The sequence below is a fragment of the Paenibacillus sp. J14 genome (assembly GCF_000518465.1).
Lineage (GTDB): Bacteria > Bacillota > Bacilli > Paenibacillales > Paenibacillaceae > Fontibacillus > Fontibacillus barengoltzii.
Genome location: NZ_JADQ01000019.1, coordinates 31,404 through 50,913 on the forward strand (window position 1 = coordinate 31,404; position 19,510 = coordinate 50,913).

At 52.9% G+C, this 19,510-nt stretch carries 20 protein-coding genes and 1 pseudogene; 16 read left to right on the plus strand and 5 right to left on the minus strand.

All coding sequences use genetic code 11. From position 1 onward, the window contains the following. The first annotated feature begins 126 nt into the window (after positions 1–126). From M891_RS0109390 to M891_RS25315, 4 genes are all read left to right on the plus strand, one after another. Positions 127–1,065 (plus strand): glycoside hydrolase family 43 protein, encoded by a 939-nt coding sequence (locus M891_RS0109390; RefSeq protein WP_036699900.1) that lies wholly within the window; start codon positions 127–129, stop codon positions 1,063–1,065. An 11-nt stretch (positions 1,066–1,076) separates the two neighbouring features. Then, positions 1,077–1,208, plus strand: coding sequence for a hypothetical protein (locus M891_RS26000; protein ID WP_255315315.1), 132 nt, complete (start codon positions 1,077–1,079; stop codon positions 1,206–1,208). Further along, positions 1,205–1,540 carry a cupin domain-containing protein gene (locus M891_RS0109400; RefSeq protein ID WP_028538643.1) on the plus strand — a complete coding sequence of 112 codons (336 nt, stop codon included), beginning with the start codon at positions 1,205–1,207 and terminating at the stop codon, positions 1,538–1,540. Before M891_RS26000 ends, M891_RS0109400 begins: the two co-directional genes overlap by 4 nt. Before the next feature lie 78 nt (positions 1,541–1,618). Next, positions 1,619–1,789: a hypothetical protein gene (locus M891_RS25315; protein WP_157268784.1), complete on the plus strand. Its 171-nt coding sequence runs from the start codon at positions 1,619–1,621 to the stop codon at positions 1,787–1,789. 22 nt (positions 1,790–1,811) lie between these two features. Here M891_RS25315 and M891_RS0109410 read toward each other — a convergent pair whose 3' ends face one another. Next, a complete protein-coding gene (locus M891_RS0109410) occupies positions 1,812–2,495 on the minus strand; it encodes an MBL fold metallo-hydrolase (RefSeq protein ID WP_028538644.1) in 684 nt (227 codons plus the stop codon). Between the two features lie 193 nt (positions 2,496–2,688). Between M891_RS0109410 and M891_RS0109415 the strand changes: the two genes are divergently transcribed. After that, positions 2,689–3,210, plus strand: coding sequence for a YfiT family bacillithiol transferase (locus M891_RS0109415; protein WP_016311006.1), 522 nt, complete (start codon positions 2,689–2,691; stop codon positions 3,208–3,210). A 230-nt stretch (positions 3,211–3,440) separates the two neighbouring features. Beyond that, positions 3,441–6,053, plus strand: coding sequence for a carbohydrate-binding protein (locus M891_RS0109420; protein ID WP_232228320.1), 2,613 nt, complete (start codon positions 3,441–3,443; stop codon positions 6,051–6,053). A gap of 41 nt (positions 6,054–6,094) precedes the next feature. Here M891_RS0109420 and M891_RS0109425 read toward each other — a convergent pair whose 3' ends face one another. After that, entirely contained in the window at positions 6,095–7,174 is a 1,080-nt protein-coding gene (locus M891_RS0109425; protein WP_028538646.1) for a permease, read from the minus strand. Positions 7,175–7,378: 204 nt separating this feature from the next. Between M891_RS0109425 and selD the strand changes: the two genes are divergently transcribed. The 8 genes and pseudogenes from selD (at position 7,379) to nagZ (ending at position 15,752) form a co-directional block, all read left to right on the plus strand. Beyond that, positions 7,379–8,431, plus strand: coding sequence for a selenide, water dikinase SelD (gene selD, locus M891_RS0109430; RefSeq protein WP_028538647.1), 1,053 nt, complete (start codon positions 7,379–7,381; stop codon positions 8,429–8,431). A gap of 16 nt (positions 8,432–8,447) precedes the next feature. Next, on the plus strand, positions 8,448–9,491 hold the full coding sequence (gene mnmH, locus M891_RS0109435) for a tRNA 2-selenouridine(34) synthase MnmH (RefSeq protein WP_028538648.1): 1,044 nt from the start codon (positions 8,448–8,450) through the stop codon (positions 9,489–9,491). A gap of 138 nt (positions 9,492–9,629) precedes the next feature. Next, positions 9,630–12,029, plus strand: a complete 2,400-nt coding sequence (locus M891_RS0109440; protein ID WP_198032025.1) for an S-layer homology domain-containing protein — start codon at positions 9,630–9,632, stop codon at positions 12,027–12,029. Positions 12,030–12,147: 118 nt separating this feature from the next. Further along, positions 12,148–12,541, plus strand: a pseudogene (locus M891_RS25545) (MerR family DNA-binding transcriptional regulator). Positions 12,542–12,700: 159 nt separating this feature from the next. Further along, a complete protein-coding gene (locus M891_RS0109450; RefSeq protein WP_028538650.1) occupies positions 12,701–13,159 on the plus strand; it encodes a DinB family protein in 459 nt (152 codons plus the stop codon). Positions 13,160–13,223: 64 nt separating this feature from the next. Next, positions 13,224–13,766, plus strand: a complete 543-nt coding sequence (locus M891_RS0109455; RefSeq protein WP_028538651.1) for a hypothetical protein — start codon at positions 13,224–13,226, stop codon at positions 13,764–13,766. A 37-nt stretch (positions 13,767–13,803) separates the two neighbouring features. Then, a complete protein-coding gene (locus M891_RS0109460) occupies positions 13,804–14,379 on the plus strand; it encodes a TIGR00730 family Rossman fold protein (RefSeq protein ID WP_016311015.1) in 576 nt (191 codons plus the stop codon). Between the two features lie 50 nt (positions 14,380–14,429). Then, positions 14,430–15,752 carry a beta-N-acetylhexosaminidase gene (nagZ, locus tag M891_RS0109465; protein ID WP_051416891.1) on the plus strand — a complete coding sequence of 441 codons (1,323 nt, stop codon included), beginning with the start codon at positions 14,430–14,432 and terminating at the stop codon, positions 15,750–15,752. On the opposite strand, the gene M891_RS0109470 is transcribed toward nagZ, so the two are convergent. Beyond that, entirely contained in the window at positions 15,740–16,075 is a 336-nt protein-coding gene (locus M891_RS0109470; protein WP_016311017.1) for an MGMT family protein, read from the minus strand. The genes nagZ and M891_RS0109470 overlap by 13 nt on opposite strands. Before the next feature lie 173 nt (positions 16,076–16,248). Here M891_RS0109470 and M891_RS0109475 point away from each other — a divergent pair, with 173 nt between their 5' ends. Both M891_RS0109475 and M891_RS0109480 read left to right on the plus strand, forming a co-directional pair. Further along, positions 16,249–16,992, plus strand: a complete 744-nt coding sequence (locus M891_RS0109475; protein WP_028538653.1) for a DUF1361 domain-containing protein — start codon at positions 16,249–16,251, stop codon at positions 16,990–16,992. Between the two features lie 36 nt (positions 16,993–17,028). Further along, entirely contained in the window at positions 17,029–17,592 is a 564-nt protein-coding gene (locus M891_RS0109480) for a GNAT family N-acetyltransferase (protein ID WP_028538654.1), read from the plus strand. A gap of 142 nt (positions 17,593–17,734) precedes the next feature. On the opposite strand, the gene M891_RS0109485 is transcribed toward M891_RS0109480, so the two are convergent. Together M891_RS0109485 and M891_RS0109490 are read right to left on the minus strand one after the other, a co-directional pair. Beyond that, the gene (locus M891_RS0109485) at positions 17,735–18,544 is read right to left on the minus strand and encodes a histidinol-phosphatase (RefSeq protein WP_028538655.1); all 810 of its coding nucleotides are present in this window, start codon (positions 18,542–18,544) and stop codon (positions 17,735–17,737) included. Between the two features lie 62 nt (positions 18,545–18,606). Then, a complete protein-coding gene (locus M891_RS0109490) occupies positions 18,607–19,509 on the minus strand; it encodes a LysR family transcriptional regulator (protein ID WP_016311021.1) in 903 nt (300 codons plus the stop codon). Position 19,510: the final 1 nt, after the last annotated feature.

Consider the following 19,510-nt stretch of genomic DNA (forward strand, 5'->3'; position numbering starts at 1 on the left):
TAGGAACCGCTCTGCATATGCAGGGCGGTTTTTGTATTCTTAATTCATGTAGGCAGGTCTGGATCTCCCCGGCGGCGAATATAGCCTTAGATATCCATACAAGCCATTAAGCAAAGGAGGAGCCCCATGAACGAAGAGCAGATCAAGAGATCCGGAAATCCCGTATTTCCAGGCTGGTATGCGGACCCGGAAGCGAGGATTTTTCAGGATCGATATTGGATTTACCCGACGTACTCGGCCCCTTATGATGAACAGACCTTTTTTGATGCTTTCTACTCTACGGATTTGACGGAGTGGACGAAGGTGGAGCGCATCCTGACGATGGACGACATCGCTTGGGCGCGGCGAGCGTTATGGGCCCCATCGCCGATCGAACGAAGTGGTAAGTTCTACTACTACTTTGCGGCGAATGACATCCAAAGCGACAAGGAGCTGGGCGGCATCGGCGTGGCGGTGGCTGATCGGCCGGAAGGGCCTTACCGGGATGCGCTGGGCAAGCCGTTAATTGATCGGTTTCATTTTGGAGCGCAGCCGATTGATCCTCATGTTTTTCTCGATGATGACGGAAGCGCTTACCTCTACTATGGGGGCTGGGGACATTGCAATGTGGCAAAGCTGACCGAGGATATGGTTCATCTGGACACATTCGAGGATGGAACCACGTTCAAGGAGATCACTCCGGACCATTATGTTGAAGGGCCTTGCATGTTTAAGCGTAACGGCATTTATTATTTTATGTGGGCGGAAGGGGGATGGACCGGACCGGATTATTCCGTGGCCTATGCTATGTCCGATTCACCGATCGGGCCGTTCAAGCGCGTGGGCAAGATTCTGCAGCAGGATCCAGCCATCGCCACCGGTGCCGGGCATCATGGATTTCTGCAAATTCCGGGCAGCGACGAGTGGTACATCGTTTACCATCGTAGGCCGCTTAATGAAACCGATGCGAATCATCGCGTAGTTTGCATGGATCGCATGTTGTTTGACGAGGAAGGGCGAATCCAGCCAGTGCAAATGACACATGAAGGCGTTACGGCCAGACCGTTGCAGCGGGCGGAAGGCTGACGAGCAACTTTATGGATCTAACGTATTTGCAAAAAGACAATGAACGACAACGCCAAGCTTACTATGAAACGCTGCTAACGCTGTATAAGTGGGAGGATGCACGGCTGCGTCATTTTATCGCAGAGAGGATGGAGATGAAGTGATCAGTAAACAGAACGCAGAGCATTATGTGTGGGGCGGAAATTGCGACGGTTGGCGGCTGGTGGATCGGGAGGAGTGCAGCATTATCCATGAGAAAATGCCCCCGGACAGCCAGGAAGTCCGGCATTTTCACGAAAAGGCGGAGCAGTTTTTCTTCGTCCTGTCCGGTTGTCTGCATCTCGAATTGGATGGAATCCAATACGAGCTTCATCCGCATGAAGGGCTTGAGATCCCGCCGAATATGCCGCATCAGGCCATGAACCGATCCGCTGAAGCGGTGGAATTCCTTGTTATATCCCGCCCGAATCCACGGGGGGACCGAGTGCTGGCTTAAATCCACTGGACGGATGCAGATAAAAGAAGAGGAGAACAGAAATGTACAGCCCCGGCTCGACCGGAGAACCTCCTGTATTTGATCGAACAAATGCTGCAAGAGCCAACGGCCGAGCGGATCGAAGCTTTTTACCATTCGGTCCGCACGTTTGCCGATTGGGGCGAGGACGACCGAAGCTGGCCGTCGCGTTTTATGGAAGACAGCGAATTAAACTGGTTAACCGGCTTAACTCCGGTAGGGGATATCTAGCGGTTCTGTTGCCGCGAACGGTTTATTTTACGCCTGCCGCAATCTCCTTCATCCGTTCTTGAACCGCCCCGGTACATACGCCGCCATGATAGGTGATCACGGTTTCCACATCGAGCGCGGCCAATTTTGCAACCGACTGAAGGGCCCGAGGGTAATCTTGCGTGTACTTCGCTTCGGGTGGTTGTAACGTTCCATCGCTTGAGGTCAGCGCATCTCCGCTGATCAACGTTTTACTGGAAGGATGATACAAGCTGATATGTTCAGGCGTGTGACCGGGGGTGTGCACTACGGTTAGTCCCCCGCCAAATGGAAGCTTCTCCCCATTGTGAAGCGCCCGATCTACCTTAACCGGTTCGGCTTTGATTCCGTATTTAATCAGCGGGATTTCACCAGCCAGATACGGAATCCCCTCCTCGTGGGCCAACACTTCCAACTTCCCTTCCTTCGCCCGGATCAGCTCCGGCAGGCTGCCGATATGGTCGCGGTCTTGATGTGTAATGATCACATGGGTCAGTTGATCCAAGGAGAATCCTGCTTGCTCCAACCCTTCGCGAATCACATCCAATTGCCCGGGAACCCCGGTGTCAACAAGGACGAGATGATCGGTACCCCATAATAACGCCGCATGGACAGCCATCTGGTTCCCATTTTGCAACTTCAGGTTGAGCGGCAACGGCAGAATGCCGGATTCTTTAGAATGTTCCATTTTCGTCCCCTCCTCGACATTTAAACATAGTTTAACCTGCGCCAAAATCGTAGCAGAGAATAGCCCAAAGGACAAGTCCTAAGCTTTAATCGTATGGAATAGGTTATCGACAATGTCAGCTTGATCAGGTATAAATGAATCAATAAGAAAGTGAAAGTGGCAGTTTAATTCCTGATCAGGAGGCGAACCAGACATGGACCCTAGATATCCGATAGGCGAGTATGCCTTCACAGGCGAGATTACGGCGGCACAGCGAGATCAATGGATACGTGAAATCGAGACGCTGCCGACGCGATTAAGGCAGGCGGTGGCCGGATTAAGTGAAGATCAGCTGAACCTTCCTTACCGCGAGGGCGGCTGGACGCTGCGGCAGGTTGTGCACCATCTGGCTGACAGCCATATCAATGCCTACACCCGGTTTAAACTGGCGCTAACTGAAGAGACCCCAACGATTCGGCCTTATCACGAAGACCGTTGGGCGAAGCTGCCCGACTACGAGGGAGACATCGAAGCTTCACTGCTTCTGTTGGAAGCGCTGCATCGTCGCTGGACCCACCTGTTGAGATCGCTGAGCGAGGAAGATTTTGAGCGTTCGTTCCACCATCCCGAATCGGGGAAAACGACGAGCTTGGCCTACAACCTCGGAAACTACGCTTGGCACGGAAATCATCATCTTGCTCATATTACGGCGTTAAGAACGCGGCTGGATCTTTAGTTCCATCCTTCTCTTTTGCAGACAGCCTGAAAGTCCTAATAAGGACGGCAGGCTGTTTTTTGTTTGCATCGAAATTGGAAAAGAACTTTAATTTCCGCTATAAATCGGCATTTTGAGTTATAGAAAGAAAGCGCTGTCTATTTTAACATGGGGTTCGTAATCGAACTTATCGATGAAAGGATGGATGATTCGTGAAGGCGGGTACGGGGAAGAGGTCGAGGTGGAGTGCAATGCTCCGATATGTACTGATTGCGATATTGGCTTGTTCGCTGACAGGTGGCGCGCAGATCGCCCCAAAACAGGCGGCCGCTGAAGCAGGAAGCACGCAAGCAACGGAGGCGGTTTATACGTTTGAGGCGGAGGCGGCGGCAAATACCTACTCCGGCAAAGCCGGTCCGGTTCCTTGCGACACCTGCTCCGGCGGGGCAAAAGTAGGCAACCTTTACCAAGGCTCGGCGATGCAGTTTAATGGGGTGAATGTAACGGAGGCAGGCGTTTATAAGCTAAGCTTGTCCTATATTTCCGGGGATCCCCGTTCGTTTATGGTCAGCGTAAATGGCGGAGAGCGGGAGCGTTTCTCGCCGCCGGCGACGAAGGATTGGAATACGGTGGGCGTATTCGACTTTGAGGTCCGTTTACAGGCGGGCGATAATACGTTGTCTTTTGACGATGACGGCGGATATGCTCCGGATTTGGACAAAATCAGCTTGACCTTCGTCACGTCCTCGGAGCCGGGAACCGATCCGGGGAACGGTGAAGATCTGGAGCTTGGTGCGCCGCTCAGTACGGTGAAATACGGGCCGATTGCCGTTACCCGGCACGCGAAAGGGATGAGCGTAACCAGCGGCAGTCTGAAGTTGCTCTATAATACGGAAAATGGGCTCTCGGCGTACAGCTGGAAAAATCGCGGTGAAGAGGCCAAGATCCAAGGGGCGTACAGCTCCATTCAGTTGGACCAGTACTTAACCAGCAAGGATTACGCCAAGCATGAGTTCAAGCTGGAAGAGGTGGAGCGGTTCCACGACCGTGGCGGCAAAGGGATCAAGGTCACGGTGAACAACAGGCAGGAAGGTCTGCCGACCCTGAAGCAAATCTACTATATCTATGAGCAGAAGGATTACTTGCTCACTCAAGTTATTGCCGAGCAAGATACGCCGCTCGCAACGAACTATATTGCCCCGCTGATTGTGGATCACCGCGGCGGCGTGGATATCGGCCAATATGGCGACAACCGGGTGCTGGTAGCTCCTTTTGATAACGATGCATGGTCGCGGTATTTGTCCAAGACGATCAACACGGATCTAAACAATCAAAATTATGAAAGCTCGGAACTGACGGCCATTTTCGATAACGACAGCCGTCGCGGCTTTGTGGTGGGTTCGGTTAGCCATGATACGTGGAAAACCGGCATTTATTGGAGCGGATCCAATGACCGTCTGAACAAGCTGAACGTATATGGCGGCTTCACTTCTCTTGCTTCCACGCACGATTCGCTGCCGCATGCCAAGGTCAGCGGGACGACGATTGCTTCTCCGAAGGTGTTTGTTGGATTTTTTACCGACTATCGGGACGGTTTGGAAACCTATGGTCAGGCAAATGCAGTGGAAGCCCCGCCGCTGGCTTTTGGTCCCGGTGTTCCGCAAGGGGTTCCGGTGGGCTGGAACAGCTGGGGAGCTGTCGGCAGCAAATTAAGTTACGATCAAGTGATCGAAACCTCCAATTACTTTAAGGAGAAGCTGCAAGGAGAGTCGTTTAATAACGAAGGTCAGCTGTATATGAACCTCGACTCGTACTGGGATAATATGAACGATGAGCAACTGGGGCAGCTGGTGGATTATATTAAGGCGAACGGTCAAAAAGCAGGCATCTATTACGGCCCGTTCGTCTACTGGGGCGATAATTTGAACCAGACTGTGGAAGGCACGGACGGAAAATATACCTATGGCGATATCGTTCTTCGCGATGCGCAAGGGAATCCGCTGCCGAAGATCGACGGCGCCTATGCCGTCGATCCGACCCATCCAGGGACGAAGCAGCGTATCGACTATTATATGAATCGCTTTAAGGAGCACGGCTTCGAGTATATTAAGCTGGATTTTCTGAGCCATGGCGCATTGGAAGGCCAACACTTTAACCCGCAAGTTTTTACTGGTATTCAGGCTTATAACGAAGGAATGGCTTACATTGTGGATGCGCTGGACGGCTCGATGTTCATCAGCGCGTCGATCGCGCCGCTGTTCCCCAGCCAATACGCGCACAGCCGGCGGATCTCCTGCGATGTTGACGGTTCGCTGGGCAGTACGGAATACCAGTTAAACAACCTGACCTACGGGTGGTGGCAAAACGGAACCATCTACCGCTACACGGATCCGGACTATATGACGTTGGAGAAGGGCGGCTCGCTGCTTGGAGCGCAAACCCGAGTGAACGCGGCGGCGATTTCCGGTACTGTGTTCCTCAACTCGGATGATGTGGCGAATCAGACGGCCCGGGAATATATGGAGCAGCTGCTGGTGAACCCGGCGGTGAATGCGGTGGCGAAGAAAGGGCTAGCATTCCGGCCGATGGAGGGCAACACCGGAACGGCAGCGGCGGACGCTTACATCTTAAAAGACGGCGGGGGATATTATCTCGCGATCTTCAATTTCACGAACGAGCCGGTGGAACGGACGATCTCCTTCGAGCGGGCTGCCATGGACAACAAAGGGAAGTCCGGCTTCCGCGTGACGGATCTGTGGACTGGTGAAGAATGGCGTGAGAAAACGGAGCTGCACGTCACACTGCAAGGGGCCGAGTCGAAATTGCTTCAGCTTGTTCCTGTTGCGGGGGGCGGAAAAAAATAAACAAAAAAAGGAGCCGTGAATCTCGGCTCCTTTTTAATTTGTTACAGCACCCAAGCGCCCACAATCCCGGCAACGATGCCAAGGATGACCACTGAGGCGAACAAGAATCCCAACACCTTGCGCGGGAACGAACGCGACACCATCAGCAGAGACGGCAGGCTGACAGCCGGCAGCGTGATGAGCAGGGCTGCAGCTGGGCCTGCGCCAAGCCCAAGCGCGGTGAACGATTGAATAATCGGAATTTCCGCAGCCGTCGGAATGACGAACAACGTGCCAACGAGGGCAAACAACAGGATGGCCAGAATGCCGCTGCCCAACTCAACGGGGAACAAGACGCCTTGGAAGGCTCCCAGCAGCAAGACGGATAACAGATACGCCGGTACAACGTTCAGGATCATCATCCCGAGGCTCTTCAACCAGCGAAGAGCGAACGGCCCCTCGTTCTTCTGTTCGGCTGCCGCTTCCGCCTTTTCCAGCTCCGCTGGCGCGGGAACCTGCTGGCCTTTCGCCAGACGGTTGGCGAGGTAACTTACCCCAAACGTCAGCACGATGCCAAACACGAGGCGGAGCAAAGTAAATTTCCAGGACAAGACAAAGGTCATGAAGATCAATGTGGCCGGATTCAGTACAGGATTACCCAGCCAGAAGGCTAGGCTGGCGCCGACGGATACATTGCGTTTCCGCAGGCCGGCGGCGATAGGGGCGGCACAGCAGGTGCACATCATCCCCGGCAAGGAGACGATACCGCCCAGAAACGTGCTCTTAAACCGGCTGCTGCCGAGCACTTTATATAACCATTGAGCCGGCAGGAGCACCTGGACAAGCGATCCTAGTAAAATCCCGAGGACGGCGGCCTTCCAGACCGATTTGAAATAGGCGGCTGCATAATCGACCGCGGCACTCCATGAAATGGGACCGGAAGCATCTGATCCAAGGATCGAAGAGCCAATCGAATGCTCGGTGGCGGCTTTGAACGCTTTTCCATAATAGGGCCACCACTTGACATAACTTAGGCCAGCGATGGCTATGATGAGAAACAGAACGACAAATATCGCCGTTTTGCGTTTATCCAAACCGCGTGGTTGCTGTTGCGGATAGTTGCCGCTTGTTGATGAAACCATAGACTTCATTTCCCTTCACATATGATTCAAAATTTGAACTAAGACACGAAATATAGTATACCATACGATGGCAAGTGAACTACATTGAATCTGCTGGTAAGCGAGAAGCGGGACGGTTGCCATTTGTAATTCAACGGAGTACGCTTAAATAAGCATAAGCTAGAAAATCCTATATCGATACGTAGGGAAGGATTGTGATCCGTCATGTCTACTGTTGAACCTATAAAATTAACATCCTTGTCCAGCAAAGGAGGCTGCGGCTGCAAAATCGGCCCGGCAGACCTCATGCAAGTGATTCGAAGCCTCCCGCCAACGGTGCCGAATCCAGATCTGCTGGTGGGGCTTGATACAAGTGATGATGCCGGGGTATATCGGTTAAACGATGACCTCGCGCTGGTGCAAACGGTCGATTTCTTTACACCAATCGTTGACGATCCGTACGCGTTTGGCCAAATCGCCGCCGCAAATGCGCTCAGCGATATTTACGCGATGGGCGGCAAGCCGCTCACCGTGCTGAACATTGTAGCTTTTCCGATTTCCACTTTGGATAAAAGCATTCTGGCCGACATCCTGCGCGGCGCAGGAGACAAGGTGCAAGAAGCTGGAGCGACGCTGGTGGGCGGTCACTCCATCGACGACAAAGAGCCGAAATTTGGCTTAGCTGTTACGGGATTGGTTCACCCGGACAAAGTGAGAACGAATGCTGGCGCCAAGCCGGGGGACAAGCTGATTTTAACGAAGCCGATCGGCGTTGGCATCATGACCACCTCGATCAAGAAGGATCAGCTCAGCGCGGAAGAGACGAAGCGGGTCACCGAAGTCATGTCGACCTTAAACAAAACGGCTGCTGAAGTCATGGAATCATACGATGTGCACGCGTGCACAGACGTAACCGGCTTTGGCTTAATGGGACATGCCCTGGAGATGGCCAAGGGCAGCGGAACCGGCATCACCATCTTCCAGAGCCGCGTGCCGGTGCTTCCACGCGTGCGGGAATTGGCGGAGCAAGGATTTGTCCCTGGCGGAACGAAGAACAATTTCGCGCATGTGGAAGCGAACATTACGTTCCCGGACTCGCTGGATCAGATCGGCCGATACATCCTGTGCGATGCGGTGACATCGGGAGGCTTGCTGATTTCTGTGAATCCGGATCAAAGCGAGCAGCTGTTGGATGAACTGCAGAAAGCCGGCGTGGAAGCGAGCTTGATCGGCGAGGTCACCGCAGAGAACGCGGGCCATATTGTGGTCGAAGCCTAGGAAGGGGTTTGCAGCATTGGATAAGTTTCAGGATATAGGCTTGCAGGAATGGGCGGAGCAGCGAGAAAGCGGCAAAGCGATCACCATGATTGACGTTAGATCGCCCTCCGAGTTCGCCGAGTCCACGATTCCAGGCAGTTTGAATATCCCGCTGTTTGATGATCAGGAGCGGGCGGAAATTGGAACTTTATATAAGCAGGTGAGCGTAGACGCCGCCAAACAACGCGGGCTTGAGATCGTTTCAGCCAAGCTGCCCGACTTTGTCCGGAAGTTTGCGGAAATCCCGGGGCGTAAAGCGGTATTCTGCTGGCGTGGTGGGATGCGAAGCCGAACGACGGCGACGCTGCTCAGTCTGATGGATATCCATACGTACCGGCTGGCCGGCGGATATCGCGCTTATCGCCAATGGGTTGTCAGCACGCTCGAGCAGATGGAATTTGCTCCTGAACTCACCGTGATCCACGGGAATACGGGAAGCGGCAAAACCTTGCTGCTTCGCAAGCTTCAGGAACAAGGGTATCCCGTTATCGATCTGGAGAAGATGGCGGGGCATCGGGGCTCGGTGTTTGGGCAAATTGGGCTGCAGGCGCATAACCAGAAGATGTTCGACTCGCTGCTATTGGATGATCTCCTGCGTTATCGGGAAGCGCCTTACGTGTTGATGGAGGCGGAAAGCAAACGAATCGGCAAGGTGGTTGTCCCTGAGTTCCTCATGGAGAAGAAAGAGCAGGGGCGGCATATCCGGATCGATCTGCCAACGGACGTACGGGTGCAGATCATTTTGGAGGATTACGAGCCTTGGAACAATCCGGAGGGCTGTCTGCAAGCGTTCCGAAAAATCAAATCCAGAATCCATACGCCCATCGCTGCGGAAATCGAACAATGCCTGCTTGCAGACCGCTATGACCGCGCGGTTGAGCTTCTTCTAACTTACTACTATGATCCTCGGTATGCCCATACAGAAGGGCAATACGAGGGGGCGGAATTTACGGTGATTCGGGCCAACACGGTTGACGAAGCCGTCATGGAAGTTCAACGACTCTTACCGAAGTCGGTTTGATTCGGGGAATTTCTTCTTAACAGCTCGCAGAGGTTCTGCGGGCTGTTTTTTTGCTAAGCTGTTTTAGGGATGGTAAATCCAGCCAATTGCATTTACAATGGAAAAGAAAATATGGGTAAATGTGGGAAGGTGAAACGGTTGAAGCAACAGTTAAATCTAATCAGCAAAGCAGCACGGCAAAAGCCGCCTGTCAAATTGGCATTTCTTGGTTTGGTGGCGCTTTCAGTGGCCTTGCCGCAGGGGGCGGCGCTGGCAGAGGAGGCCACAGCCTCTACGTCAACAACGACGACGATCGTAAACACCGGGAACTTGGGAACCGATCCGTCCAAGCAAGGGGAGGCAGTTGCCGATTCGTCTCGTGCCAAAATTACGAAGGAGCAGGCTATCGCTAAGGTTCGGGAGTTGTTTCCGGTTTTGAAAGAGGCGACAGTGAACCAGGTCGAATACGGGATTCATAATGTGTACCCTGCACCAAGCTATCAGGATGTCTGGACCATTCATTGGCAAGTTGAAGTTGGCAATGGGAGTCACAGCTTTTCAAGCAGGGTGGATGCCATCACCGGGGATTTGATGAGCACCTATATTACCTTTCCGCGACAAGGCAATAAGGTCTATTATCCTCCGAAATTAACGAGAGAGCAGGCTTCGGAACAAGCAAAGGCCTTTCTCGCCAAAGCTGCTCCATCGTTATCAGCCGATGAGGTGAAAGAAAGTGATTCTCTTTTTTACTTGGATTCGCAGGCTTTATTTGGTCCGGTACAGTATGATTTTTCTTTCGATGTTCTGAAGAATGGGCTGCCCTCCGGTTTTGAATCCATTCATATCACGGTAACCGGCGATGGAGAAGTCGTCTTTTTTAGCCGTTCTGAGGAGAGGTTGGAATATCCGTCCTCCGTTCCGACGGTTTCTAAAGCGGAAGCGGAGAAGAAGTTCCGAGACGAGTTCCAGGTTGAACTGGGGTATGTCCCGGTACGGAAGAACGGTGCCATTTCCGATTGGATCCTGGCTTGGCAGCCGGTTTCGGATGCTTCCCTGGCCATTAACGCCCAGACGGGACGCAAGATGAACAGTGAAGGTACAGAGCTGACCTCCACCACGGTTACAATTAGCGATGTTCCAGCCGGGACCAAGATATTTGAGCCGCGCACTTCTAAAGTGGAATTAACATCTGATGAAGCCGCGAAGTTGGTGGAACAAACGGCTTTTATTCCAGAAGGCCGGAAGCTTAGATATCCGAGTATGAGCAGCGATTACAGGAATCCGGAGAGGAAGACATGGAGCTTAAGATGGGAAGAGGAGCGTCAGAACCTGACGGGACCGATGTATTTCCCGGCCCAGACGTACGCCACGGTCGATGCCTTGAGCGGACAAATTCTCGAGTTCCAGATTGAAGCCTTTAATTATGGCGAGCCGCGTGAACCGTTGGCGCCTCCGCCTGGAGCAGCGAAACTGAATTATGAGCAAGCGAAGCAGCGCGCCTTGGAATGGGTGAACCAGTTATATCCGCAAGCGAGCCGGAACCTAAAACTGATTGAACGCGGGGAATCTTGGAGTCGCCTCTCGAATGGAGAGCAATTCCGCTTCGAATTGACCCGTTACGTTAATGACCTTCCGGTGCTCGGTGGAGGGGTTTTTATTACGGTCGATGCGTATGGTCGGTTGTTCTTCTATTCTGTGAACCACGAGCAAATTCCGGAGGATCTGCCGAACGGCCAAACAGCAACCGTAACAGCGGAGCAAGCACTCCAATCGTACCTGGACAACTTTAAATTAGAATTGCAGTATAACCAGATCGGCGGGTATATGATTGATAATACTTACGTGGATCCAAAGGTATACCTCGTTTACTCACCGCAATTCAAGGATCCAGGAACGTCTTTTCAAGTGCTGAATGCCGTGACGGGCAAGTGGGTGACGACGTATGAGGGCATCCGCATGGAACCAACGCGGGGCGACATCGAGCCCAAGGATGTGAAGGGCCACTGGGCAGAGGCAGATTTGAAGACCCTGGTTCAATACCGCATTCTAGAAACGGATGAGCAAGGGAAGCTGAATCCCAATGAGACGATCACGGTGGGGGACTGGCTGACCTATGCCGTGAAGGCGGCGAATCCTTATTATACAAGCTACGTGCTGGCATCCCCGTCTGCCGCGTCAGCAGAGGTCTCGATGGACGACAAGTATTCCCAGGCGGTGAAGTACGCTGCCGATTTGGGGTGGATCGATCCGGCCGAGCCGTTACAACTGGATCAGAAGCTGACCCGAGAGCAGCTGGCCGTCTTGCTTACCTCGATGGTCAAATACGATCGCTTGGCGGCGAATTTCTTCGGCAAAGATGCATTCATCAACCAGTTCAGCGATGCCAAGCAAATCACTCGCCCCGGCGAGGTCACCATAGCGGTTCGACTCGGATTGCTGCAAGGCCAGAACGGCAAATTCAACCCGCAGCGCCAAGTCACCAAAGCCGAAGCCGCTTCTATCCTGATGAGATTGGTGAAGCTCCAAGGTCATACCGATCAGCCGATTGCCTCGCAGTAAGCCCCAGGATAGAGTGTTGACTCTCCCCTTTGAGGAGGCCTTAAGCTCAAGGAGCGGACGTCAGGATGGCAATTCTAAGCCGAGACGTAACCGCCAAAGAATAAGGAGGAGATGTTCAATGCTGTACACGGTCAAAGAGGTATCGGACCTTTCGGGAGTAACGATCAAAACGCTGCATCATTACCATAAGATCGGCTTGTTGAAGCCGCGGGAAATCAGCGAGGCGGGATATCGGCTGTACGGCGAGCGCGAGCTGGAGCGGTTGCAGGAGATCTTGTTCTATCGCGAATTGGAGCTTTCAACAGCTCATCGAAAGACATCTGGATTTTATGAAAAAATATGGTCACCCTGCTTCTCCGGATGATTTTGCGGCGCAGGCCCGATTTTTTCTAAGTGATGAGTTCCATCGCACCCTGTTGGAAGGACAACAAACTGGTCTGGCCTATTACTTGCTGGCAGTGGCTGAAGCTTATGCAGCTACCGTATCGGGTACCGCCGGCAGTGACCAGTAATCCATATAAGCCCAATCCCACAAAGGCTCCCGTGACCTGAGGTCCGGGGCCTTTTTACATTCCGCGTGCTGAATTAAGACAGACACTTATGGTAAAATCAGGTTACTGCTGAGGGCGTGGAGTAGAGTGGCACCTTTACCAGGGAAAGGAGTTGGATGGATGTTAAAGTGGTTTCAATATAATTGGCAAGTCCGGGACGAATGGTTTCACTGGTGTGAGAACATTCCTGAAGAAGAGCTGCTGCGCAAGCGGGTTGGCGGTGTGGGGAGCATTTTACAGACCTTATTTCATATCGTTGATGTTGAATGGAGCTGGATCCGCACCATCGAAGGGAAGCCGGATTTTCAGGAGGACTTCAAATCATTTATGTCCTTGGAATTGGTGAGGAAGCTGTCGGATTCCTTTCATACGGAAGTCGAGGCATTTCTTCAAACTTGGACCCCAGAGATGGAGGGACTGCTTGTGACCGATTCCTGGGGAAGAGAGTTTACGCAAGGTGAAATCCTCCGTCATATCATTGCCCACGAGATTCATCATATCGGTCAGCTGTCCGTGTGGTCACGGGAATTGGGGAAGGTGCCGGTGTCGCCGAATTTTATTGACCGAGGTCTTCGTTAGCTTTTGATCAAAAAAGGGTAACCTAATCCATATCTCCCAAATGACGACGGAGGAGGAAACGACTTTGAGACAAAACATTCAGGTGCCCTTTGGTTATGAACCTCCGGCTCCGAGCCGGAAAGGGACGATCATCTTCTACGATTCCTTTGAGTCGATTTCGGACGAAGAGCTGCTGCGGGCCGCCGAAGAGGCGGAGACCCGCAAGTTTGCGAAGCTGGTCCTTTATCCACTGCACGAAGAAACGGTGAGACGGATGTCGAAAGAACCGGTAAGTCCTTTCTATCGCAGAGAGGACCGGCTGCATGCATGGAGACGAGAGCGGAAGGGAACCGGTCCGGCGATCCTTGTGGAAGGCTGGGAAGGCAAGCGAAAAAAGTATACGCCCATCGACACAGCCCTTCGCCACCTGACGGAGGTGTATCCGGCTCCCCATTTCCTGTATCTGACTCCGGAGATGGCGAACCAATTTGCTTCCTTCTCCTCTTTTGAGGAGTGGATCGTCAAGATCCGGCTTCTGCTGGCGGCCGAGCTGAGTCATCCCCATCCGCGGCTGGAGAAGTACAGCCATCGTTGGGATTTGGCCGGTACACGGTTAGATTTCGCTTGAAGACGTGGGGTCCATTTATTTTGCAGGAGGGAAGAGGATGAAATCGATTTGCGTATTTGCCGGCTCGCGATTTGGCGAAGACGAACAATACCGCATCCAGGCGGAACAGCTGGGAAAAGTCATGGCACAGCGGGGATACCGCTTAATTTATGGTGGTTCGAGGCATGGGCTGATGGGTGCCGTAGCGAATGCGATATTGGAGGCAGGCGGTGAAGCGATTGGCGTCATGCCCTCCGGTTTGATTCACGGTGAAATGGCGCACCCGGGGCTGACGCAGTTTATCGAGGTCGAAGGCATGCATGCCCGGAAGGCGAAGATGAGCGAGCTCGCAGACGGGTTCATCGCTCTGCCCGGTGGATTTGGCACGTTGGAGGAATTGTTTGAGGTGTTGTGTTGGCTGCAAATCGGTATCCACCAGAAGCCGGTTGGCGTTCTCAATGTGCAGGGCTATTATGAGCCCCTGATGGAGTTGGTGAATTCCTGCATCCGAGCGGGCTTTGTCCATCCCGGGCATGAAGCCTTGATTAATGTCGCCGAGGAACCGGAAGAATTGTTGATGCGGATGGAGAATTTTGTACCGGTTATTGCAGAGAAGAAATGGAAGCAGGGGTGAAGCGAACCCCGTGAAGCATAGGCATTACAAAAAGAGACGGAGGCGATAGAATGGACAGAATCAACACATCGCATCGGAGCAAAAGCCTCTGGACGATCACTTGCTTGCTGCTGCTTGTGACCCTCTTGATTGGAGGATGTTCGGGGGCTGCTCGCAATCCTTCGTCTTCGGCTGGCGAAGGAACGGGGGATTCCGGCTCCAACGGGACGGAGACGAACCAAGGGCAGACGCCCCCTTCAACCCCTGAAGCGCCGGAGGAACCGGAGAAACCAGCTGATCCTGCCGCCAAACTGCTGGATGAGCTCAGCACCGAGGAGAAAATCGGCCAGCTTGTTCTGGTGGGCATGGATGGAACGGAGCCAAATGACGTGACTCGGCAGCTCATTGAGGAGTATCACGTGGGGGGCTTTATTTTCTATAAAAACAACATCCAGGACACCAAGCAGGCGCTGGCCTTATTTAACGGCTTGAAAACCGCTAACCAGAACAAGGCGGTGCCGCTGTTTCTGAGCGTGGACGAAGAAGGCGGACGGGTCAGCCGCATGCCTGGCGAACTTGCGAAGCTGCCCGCCGCTCGCAAAATCGGTAATACCGGCAGCACGGAATTGGCGGGGCAAATCGGCGAGATCATTGGGAAAGAGCTGGCCGGCTTCGGACTGAACCTGGACTTTGCCCCGGTGCTTGACGTCAACAGCAATCCGGATAATCCAGTGATTGGGGATCGGGCATTTGGCACGAAGCCGGAGATCGTCAGCCGTATGGGTATTGCCGTAATGAAGGGAATTCAGGAGCAGGGGATCATTCCGGTCGTAAAGCATTTTCCGGGACATGGCGATACTTCGGTGGATTCGCACCTGGGGCTGCCCGTGGTAGAGCATGACTTGGACCGGCTGCAGAAGCTGGAGCTGGTGCCCTTTAAGCAGGCGATTCAAGAGGGAGCGGATGTCGTCATGATCGCTCACCTGTTGATGCCCAAGCTGGATCCTGATCATCCGGCTTCCTTCTCCAAGGCGGTGATTCATGACTTGCTGCGGGAGGAGCTTGGATACGAGGGGACGATCATTTCCGATGATATGACGATGGGCGCCATCGTGGAGCATTATGATATCCGTGATGCGGCCGTGCAGTTCATTCAGTCCGGCGGGAACATCGTGCTCGTGGGTCATGACGCAGAGAAGGAGAAGCAGGTGATTCAGGCGTTGCGCGATGCCGTCAACTCCGGCACGATTTCCACGGAAACGTTGGATGAACGAGTGTATGATGTGTTGAAGCTGAAGCAGAAATATCAGCTCAGCAACGACCCTGCGCAGGGACCAAATACGAAGCAATTAAATCAGGATATCAGCGATATCCTTAAGCCTTACGGGCTTTGATCCTTGGAGCTGTCCGGGCGGTACTGGTGCTGATAACGATCCAGATCAATTCGTCCGCCTGGCAGCACTTCAACGCCTTCCGCCTCCAGGTTCCAGGTCTGCTCTTGGAAGGCGGATTCGTCTTGCAATGCGATGTGCCCCTTCCCGTTCACAACCCGGTGCCATGGTAGTCCGTATTTGCTGCTCATGCTGTGAAGAATGCGGACCACCTGCCTCGCGGCACGGGGACTTCCTGCTGCGGCAGCGATTTGGCCGTAGGTCATCACTTTGCCTGGCGGGATGGAGGAGATGATATCAATCGTTCGTGCGGTAAATGGTTGCATGATGAACTACTCCTTATTATCAAGGTTGTCTATACCGTTATATACCACGCCGCAATCGTAAGTTCCAGCGCTACCTTATCCGTCCCAGCCAGGAACAGAGGAGGATCGCTGCTATGGTAACGATCCGCCGGCTCCAAACGTATATAGGTCAAAGGCAGACGGGAGGGATAGGTTTGCAACGGTGGAGGATGCTGGGGTATCCGGAGAAATGGATTTTATATGCGGTTTTATTTATGTTCACGGTGATTGGGATGAAATATGCCATCAGCACGAGGTTGCCAGATGGCGGACGGCCGCCTTATTTGTTCCTAATCTGGAACGTGTTTTTGGCTTGGATTCCGCTTGGGCTGGCAGTTCTGCTCGATGTGATTCACTTGATCCCATCGCGAAAAGTCAAGGTGGCTTTAGGCGTTCCGGTTGGGCTGTTATGGCTGTTTTTCTATCCGAATGCGGCATATCTCATCACCGATTTGCTGCACCCGTTTAACCGCTACACGATTGCAGCAGGCACCCGGTTCTGGGAAGAGCTGTTGTTCTGGGATCACCTTTTAACGTTGTTGTTTGCCGCGTTACTCGGTTTGGCGCTGGCAACGGTATCCTTGGCATCCGTACATCACCTGGTGCGGCGAGCGGGAGGCAGCTTGGCAGGCTGGGCGTTTGCCGTCCTCGTGCTGCTGCTGAGCAGTTTCGGCATTTATCTCGGCCGCTTTATCCGCTGGAACAGCTGGGACCTGCTCAGGCATCCGGGATATGTGCTCGAGGAAACATTAGCTTATTTCACCGATGCCGCGAACGTGGCGCATATGGTGGGATTTTGCAAATGGATCTTTCTCATTACCTTCTTCTGTTATGTGGTGCATTACGGGTTGGCGAGAATTTATCACACCTCGGAACGGGGGCAAGGGGATAAGGTGTAACAGAAAAATAGAAGCGAGATCCGGGGGGGATGGGACATGACGGAAATGAAAGAGCAGCTGCGGCGGCAGTTTCCAGTCCTGGAGAGTGAGCGGCTGGTGCTGCGACGGCTGCTTCCGGAGGATGCGGAGGCGATGTTTCGCTGCATGTCCGATCCGGCGGTGCGCGCCTTTACGGATCTGAATCCGGGGAAACTGCTGTTTCCCGGTCGACTCTATCGCTACTTCGAGGAATCCTACCGGTTTTTGCGGGATCTACACTTTGCTGTGATTCGTAAAACGGAAAGGGATTGGATTGGGTTGTGCTCGCTGCAGCATTGGGATGTTGAGGGGCAAACGGCACGGCTCGGTTATCTGATCGCCCCGGCGTATTGGAACCAGGGCTATGCAACCGAGGCGGCAGCGAGTGTGCTGGATTTCGCCTTTGAGACGCTTGGACTTGGCTCCGTTGAAGCGCGCTGCAGCCCGGACAATCCGGCATCAGAGCGCGTCCTTCGGAAATGCGGTCTGCGGGAAGCAGGAAGGCTCTCCCCGGCGGGACGCAGAGGCCAAAAATGTGTGCTCAAGCGATATATCATCGAAGGGAAGTCCTTTGAAACATAAGTGATCGTTTTTGTTACACAAATGAAATATAGCTGTGATCAAACCCTAATAGAAAGGGGGTACACTTATTACATGACCCCCTTTTGAATATATATCTCTCTTAAGAACCCGAAGGACGTTGTCGGGTTCTCTTTTTTTTTGACTACAGAGGAACGGTGACTTTCTGTTTATTTTTGAAATAGACCCATTCCTGAAATCCGATTTCTTTCAAACGTTGAGCGACTTCTTCCCATTCATCTCCAACCCGGGACGGGATGTGGGCATCGGAGCCAAAGGTGACGGAAACCCCGAAATGAAGGGCCCGTTCGAGAATGGAATCGTCAGGATACCATCCGCCGCTCAGCTTGGTTTTCCCGGAGGTGTTAATTTCAATGGCCACCCCGTGCTCGGCAATCGTTTTTAATGTATCGTCAATCGCTTGTGCAGCCGGAATATCCGTAAATGCCGGGTAGTTGCCCTTCATCGCGTCGATGTGTCCCATAATCTGAAACAAACCGCTGCGGGCCGATTGGCGGATCAAATCGTAATAGGCTTCTTTGCTGGCTACTTTCTCCTCTTGGCTAAGGCCCTTCCAACGATTTTTGTTGAAGATGCTTACCTCACCAACGCTATGAACCGAACCGATAATATAATCAAAAGGATACTGGTTCAGCATATTCCGATAAGCGCCCAGATGTTCCGGGAAGAAATCCGATTCGATCCCCAGCAGAACATCGATTCGGCCAGCGTACTCCTGCTTTAACTTCAGCACTTCCTCAACATATCCGGCAAAAGCTTGTTTGCCCATGGCGATTCGGGGAAAAGGCTGATCCTCATCATGGCCGAAGTATGGCGTATGATCGCTGATCCCGATGACCGATAATCCGGCAGCCAGTCCGGCTTCAATGTAATCGCGGATGTTCCCGTCCGCATGGCCGCAGCGGAAATGATGGGTGTGAAGGTCAAACTTCATGGAAGACTGCTCCTTTCTGTTGCGTTGAGGTGTTGTGCCCGATGAGCACGAAGTATCTCCGTTTACTCAGAACTGATAAAATGGGTTTCCGGCATGCCCTTCAGGTCGCCCAGAAACTGCTGCATCGCCGAGTTGATATATCGGCTGGATTTATAGATGACGCCAACCGGGTGAGTGACTTCAAGCTCAGGGATTGGCACAACCTTTAGCGTACCCTGTTTCAATTCGCGTAATATCGATTGCCGTGAAATGATCGCCGCCCCGAGATTGATCTCTACCATCCGTTTGACTTCCTCACTGCTGGACAACTCCATCACGATGTGCGGTTCGATGTTATGTTGCCGGAAGACCTCGTCGATAAACCGCCGTCCGACCGTATCGGGAGACAGCATAATCATCGGGATGCCGCGCAGTGAATCCAGCGTGGGAGATGGGTTGCTTGCCAAGGGGTGCAGCGGAGAAACGACGAATTCGAACGTATCATAATACAACACCGACGAGAGCACTTGCGGGTTGTTTTCGATTAAATACCCGATCCCGATGTCAACAAGCCCTTGCTCCACGTTCTGATAAATTTGGCTGGAGGGCATGGATTGAATGGTGGTTTTGATCAGCGGGAACTGGTCTTGGAAGTACGATAAGATCCGCGGCAGAATTTGAATGGCGATCGATGTGGTAGTCCCTAACACAATATGGCCTTGCGGGGTATGCTCCATATCGGACAGCTTCTGCTTGAGTTCTTCAACGATGTCCAGAATGCGTTCCGCTTGCTCCAGGAATACTTGCCCCCGGTCCGTCAGGGTAACCGGTTGGTTGCGGTCAACCAATACGGTGTTAAACTCATCCTCCAGGCTTTTGATTTGAGCCGAGACTGCGGGTTGGGTCAGGTTGAGCAGTTCGCCAGCCTTTCGGAAGCTTTTTGTTTTGGAGATCGTAATCAGCGTCTCCAACTGACTAATATTCACC

Excerpts from the sequence above, each read along its gene's own strand:
- nagZ (WP_051416891.1), top strand. The coding sequence starts at position 14,430 with ATGGACAGAATCAACACATCGCATCGGAGCAAAAGCCTCTGGACGATC.
- selD (WP_028538647.1), top strand. The coding sequence starts at position 7,379 with ATGTCTACTGTTGAACCTATAAAATTAACATCCTTGTCCAGCAAAGGA.
- M891_RS0109390 (WP_036699900.1), top strand. The coding sequence starts at position 127 with ATGAACGAAGAGCAGATCAAGAGATCCGGAAATCCCGTATTTCCAGGC.
- M891_RS0109450 (WP_028538650.1), top strand. The coding sequence starts at position 12,701 with ATGTTAAAGTGGTTTCAATATAATTGGCAAGTCCGGGACGAATGGTTT.
- M891_RS0109460 (WP_016311015.1), top strand. The coding sequence starts at position 13,804 with ATGAAATCGATTTGCGTATTTGCCGGCTCGCGATTTGGCGAAGACGAA.
- M891_RS0109425 (WP_028538646.1), bottom strand. The coding sequence starts at position 7,174 with ATGGTTTCATCAACAAGCGGCAACTATCCGCAACAGCAACCACGCGGT.
- M891_RS0109480 (WP_028538654.1), top strand. The coding sequence starts at position 17,029 with ATGACGGAAATGAAAGAGCAGCTGCGGCGGCAGTTTCCAGTCCTGGAG.
- M891_RS0109420 (WP_232228320.1), top strand. The coding sequence starts at position 3,441 with ATGCTCCGATATGTACTGATTGCGATATTGGCTTGTTCGCTGACAGGT.
- M891_RS0109485 (WP_028538655.1), bottom strand. The coding sequence starts at position 18,544 with ATGAAGTTTGACCTTCACACCCATCATTTCCGCTGCGGCCATGCGGAC.
- M891_RS26000 (WP_255315315.1), top strand. The coding sequence starts at position 1,077 with ATGGATCTAACGTATTTGCAAAAAGACAATGAACGACAACGCCAAGCT.
- M891_RS0109415 (WP_016311006.1), top strand. The coding sequence starts at position 2,689 with ATGGACCCTAGATATCCGATAGGCGAGTATGCCTTCACAGGCGAGATT.
- M891_RS0109410 (WP_028538644.1), bottom strand. The coding sequence starts at position 2,495 with ATGGAACATTCTAAAGAATCCGGCATTCTGCCGTTGCCGCTCAACCTG.
- M891_RS0109470 (WP_016311017.1), bottom strand. The coding sequence starts at position 16,075 with ATGCAACCATTTACCGCACGAACGATTGATATCATCTCCTCCATCCCG.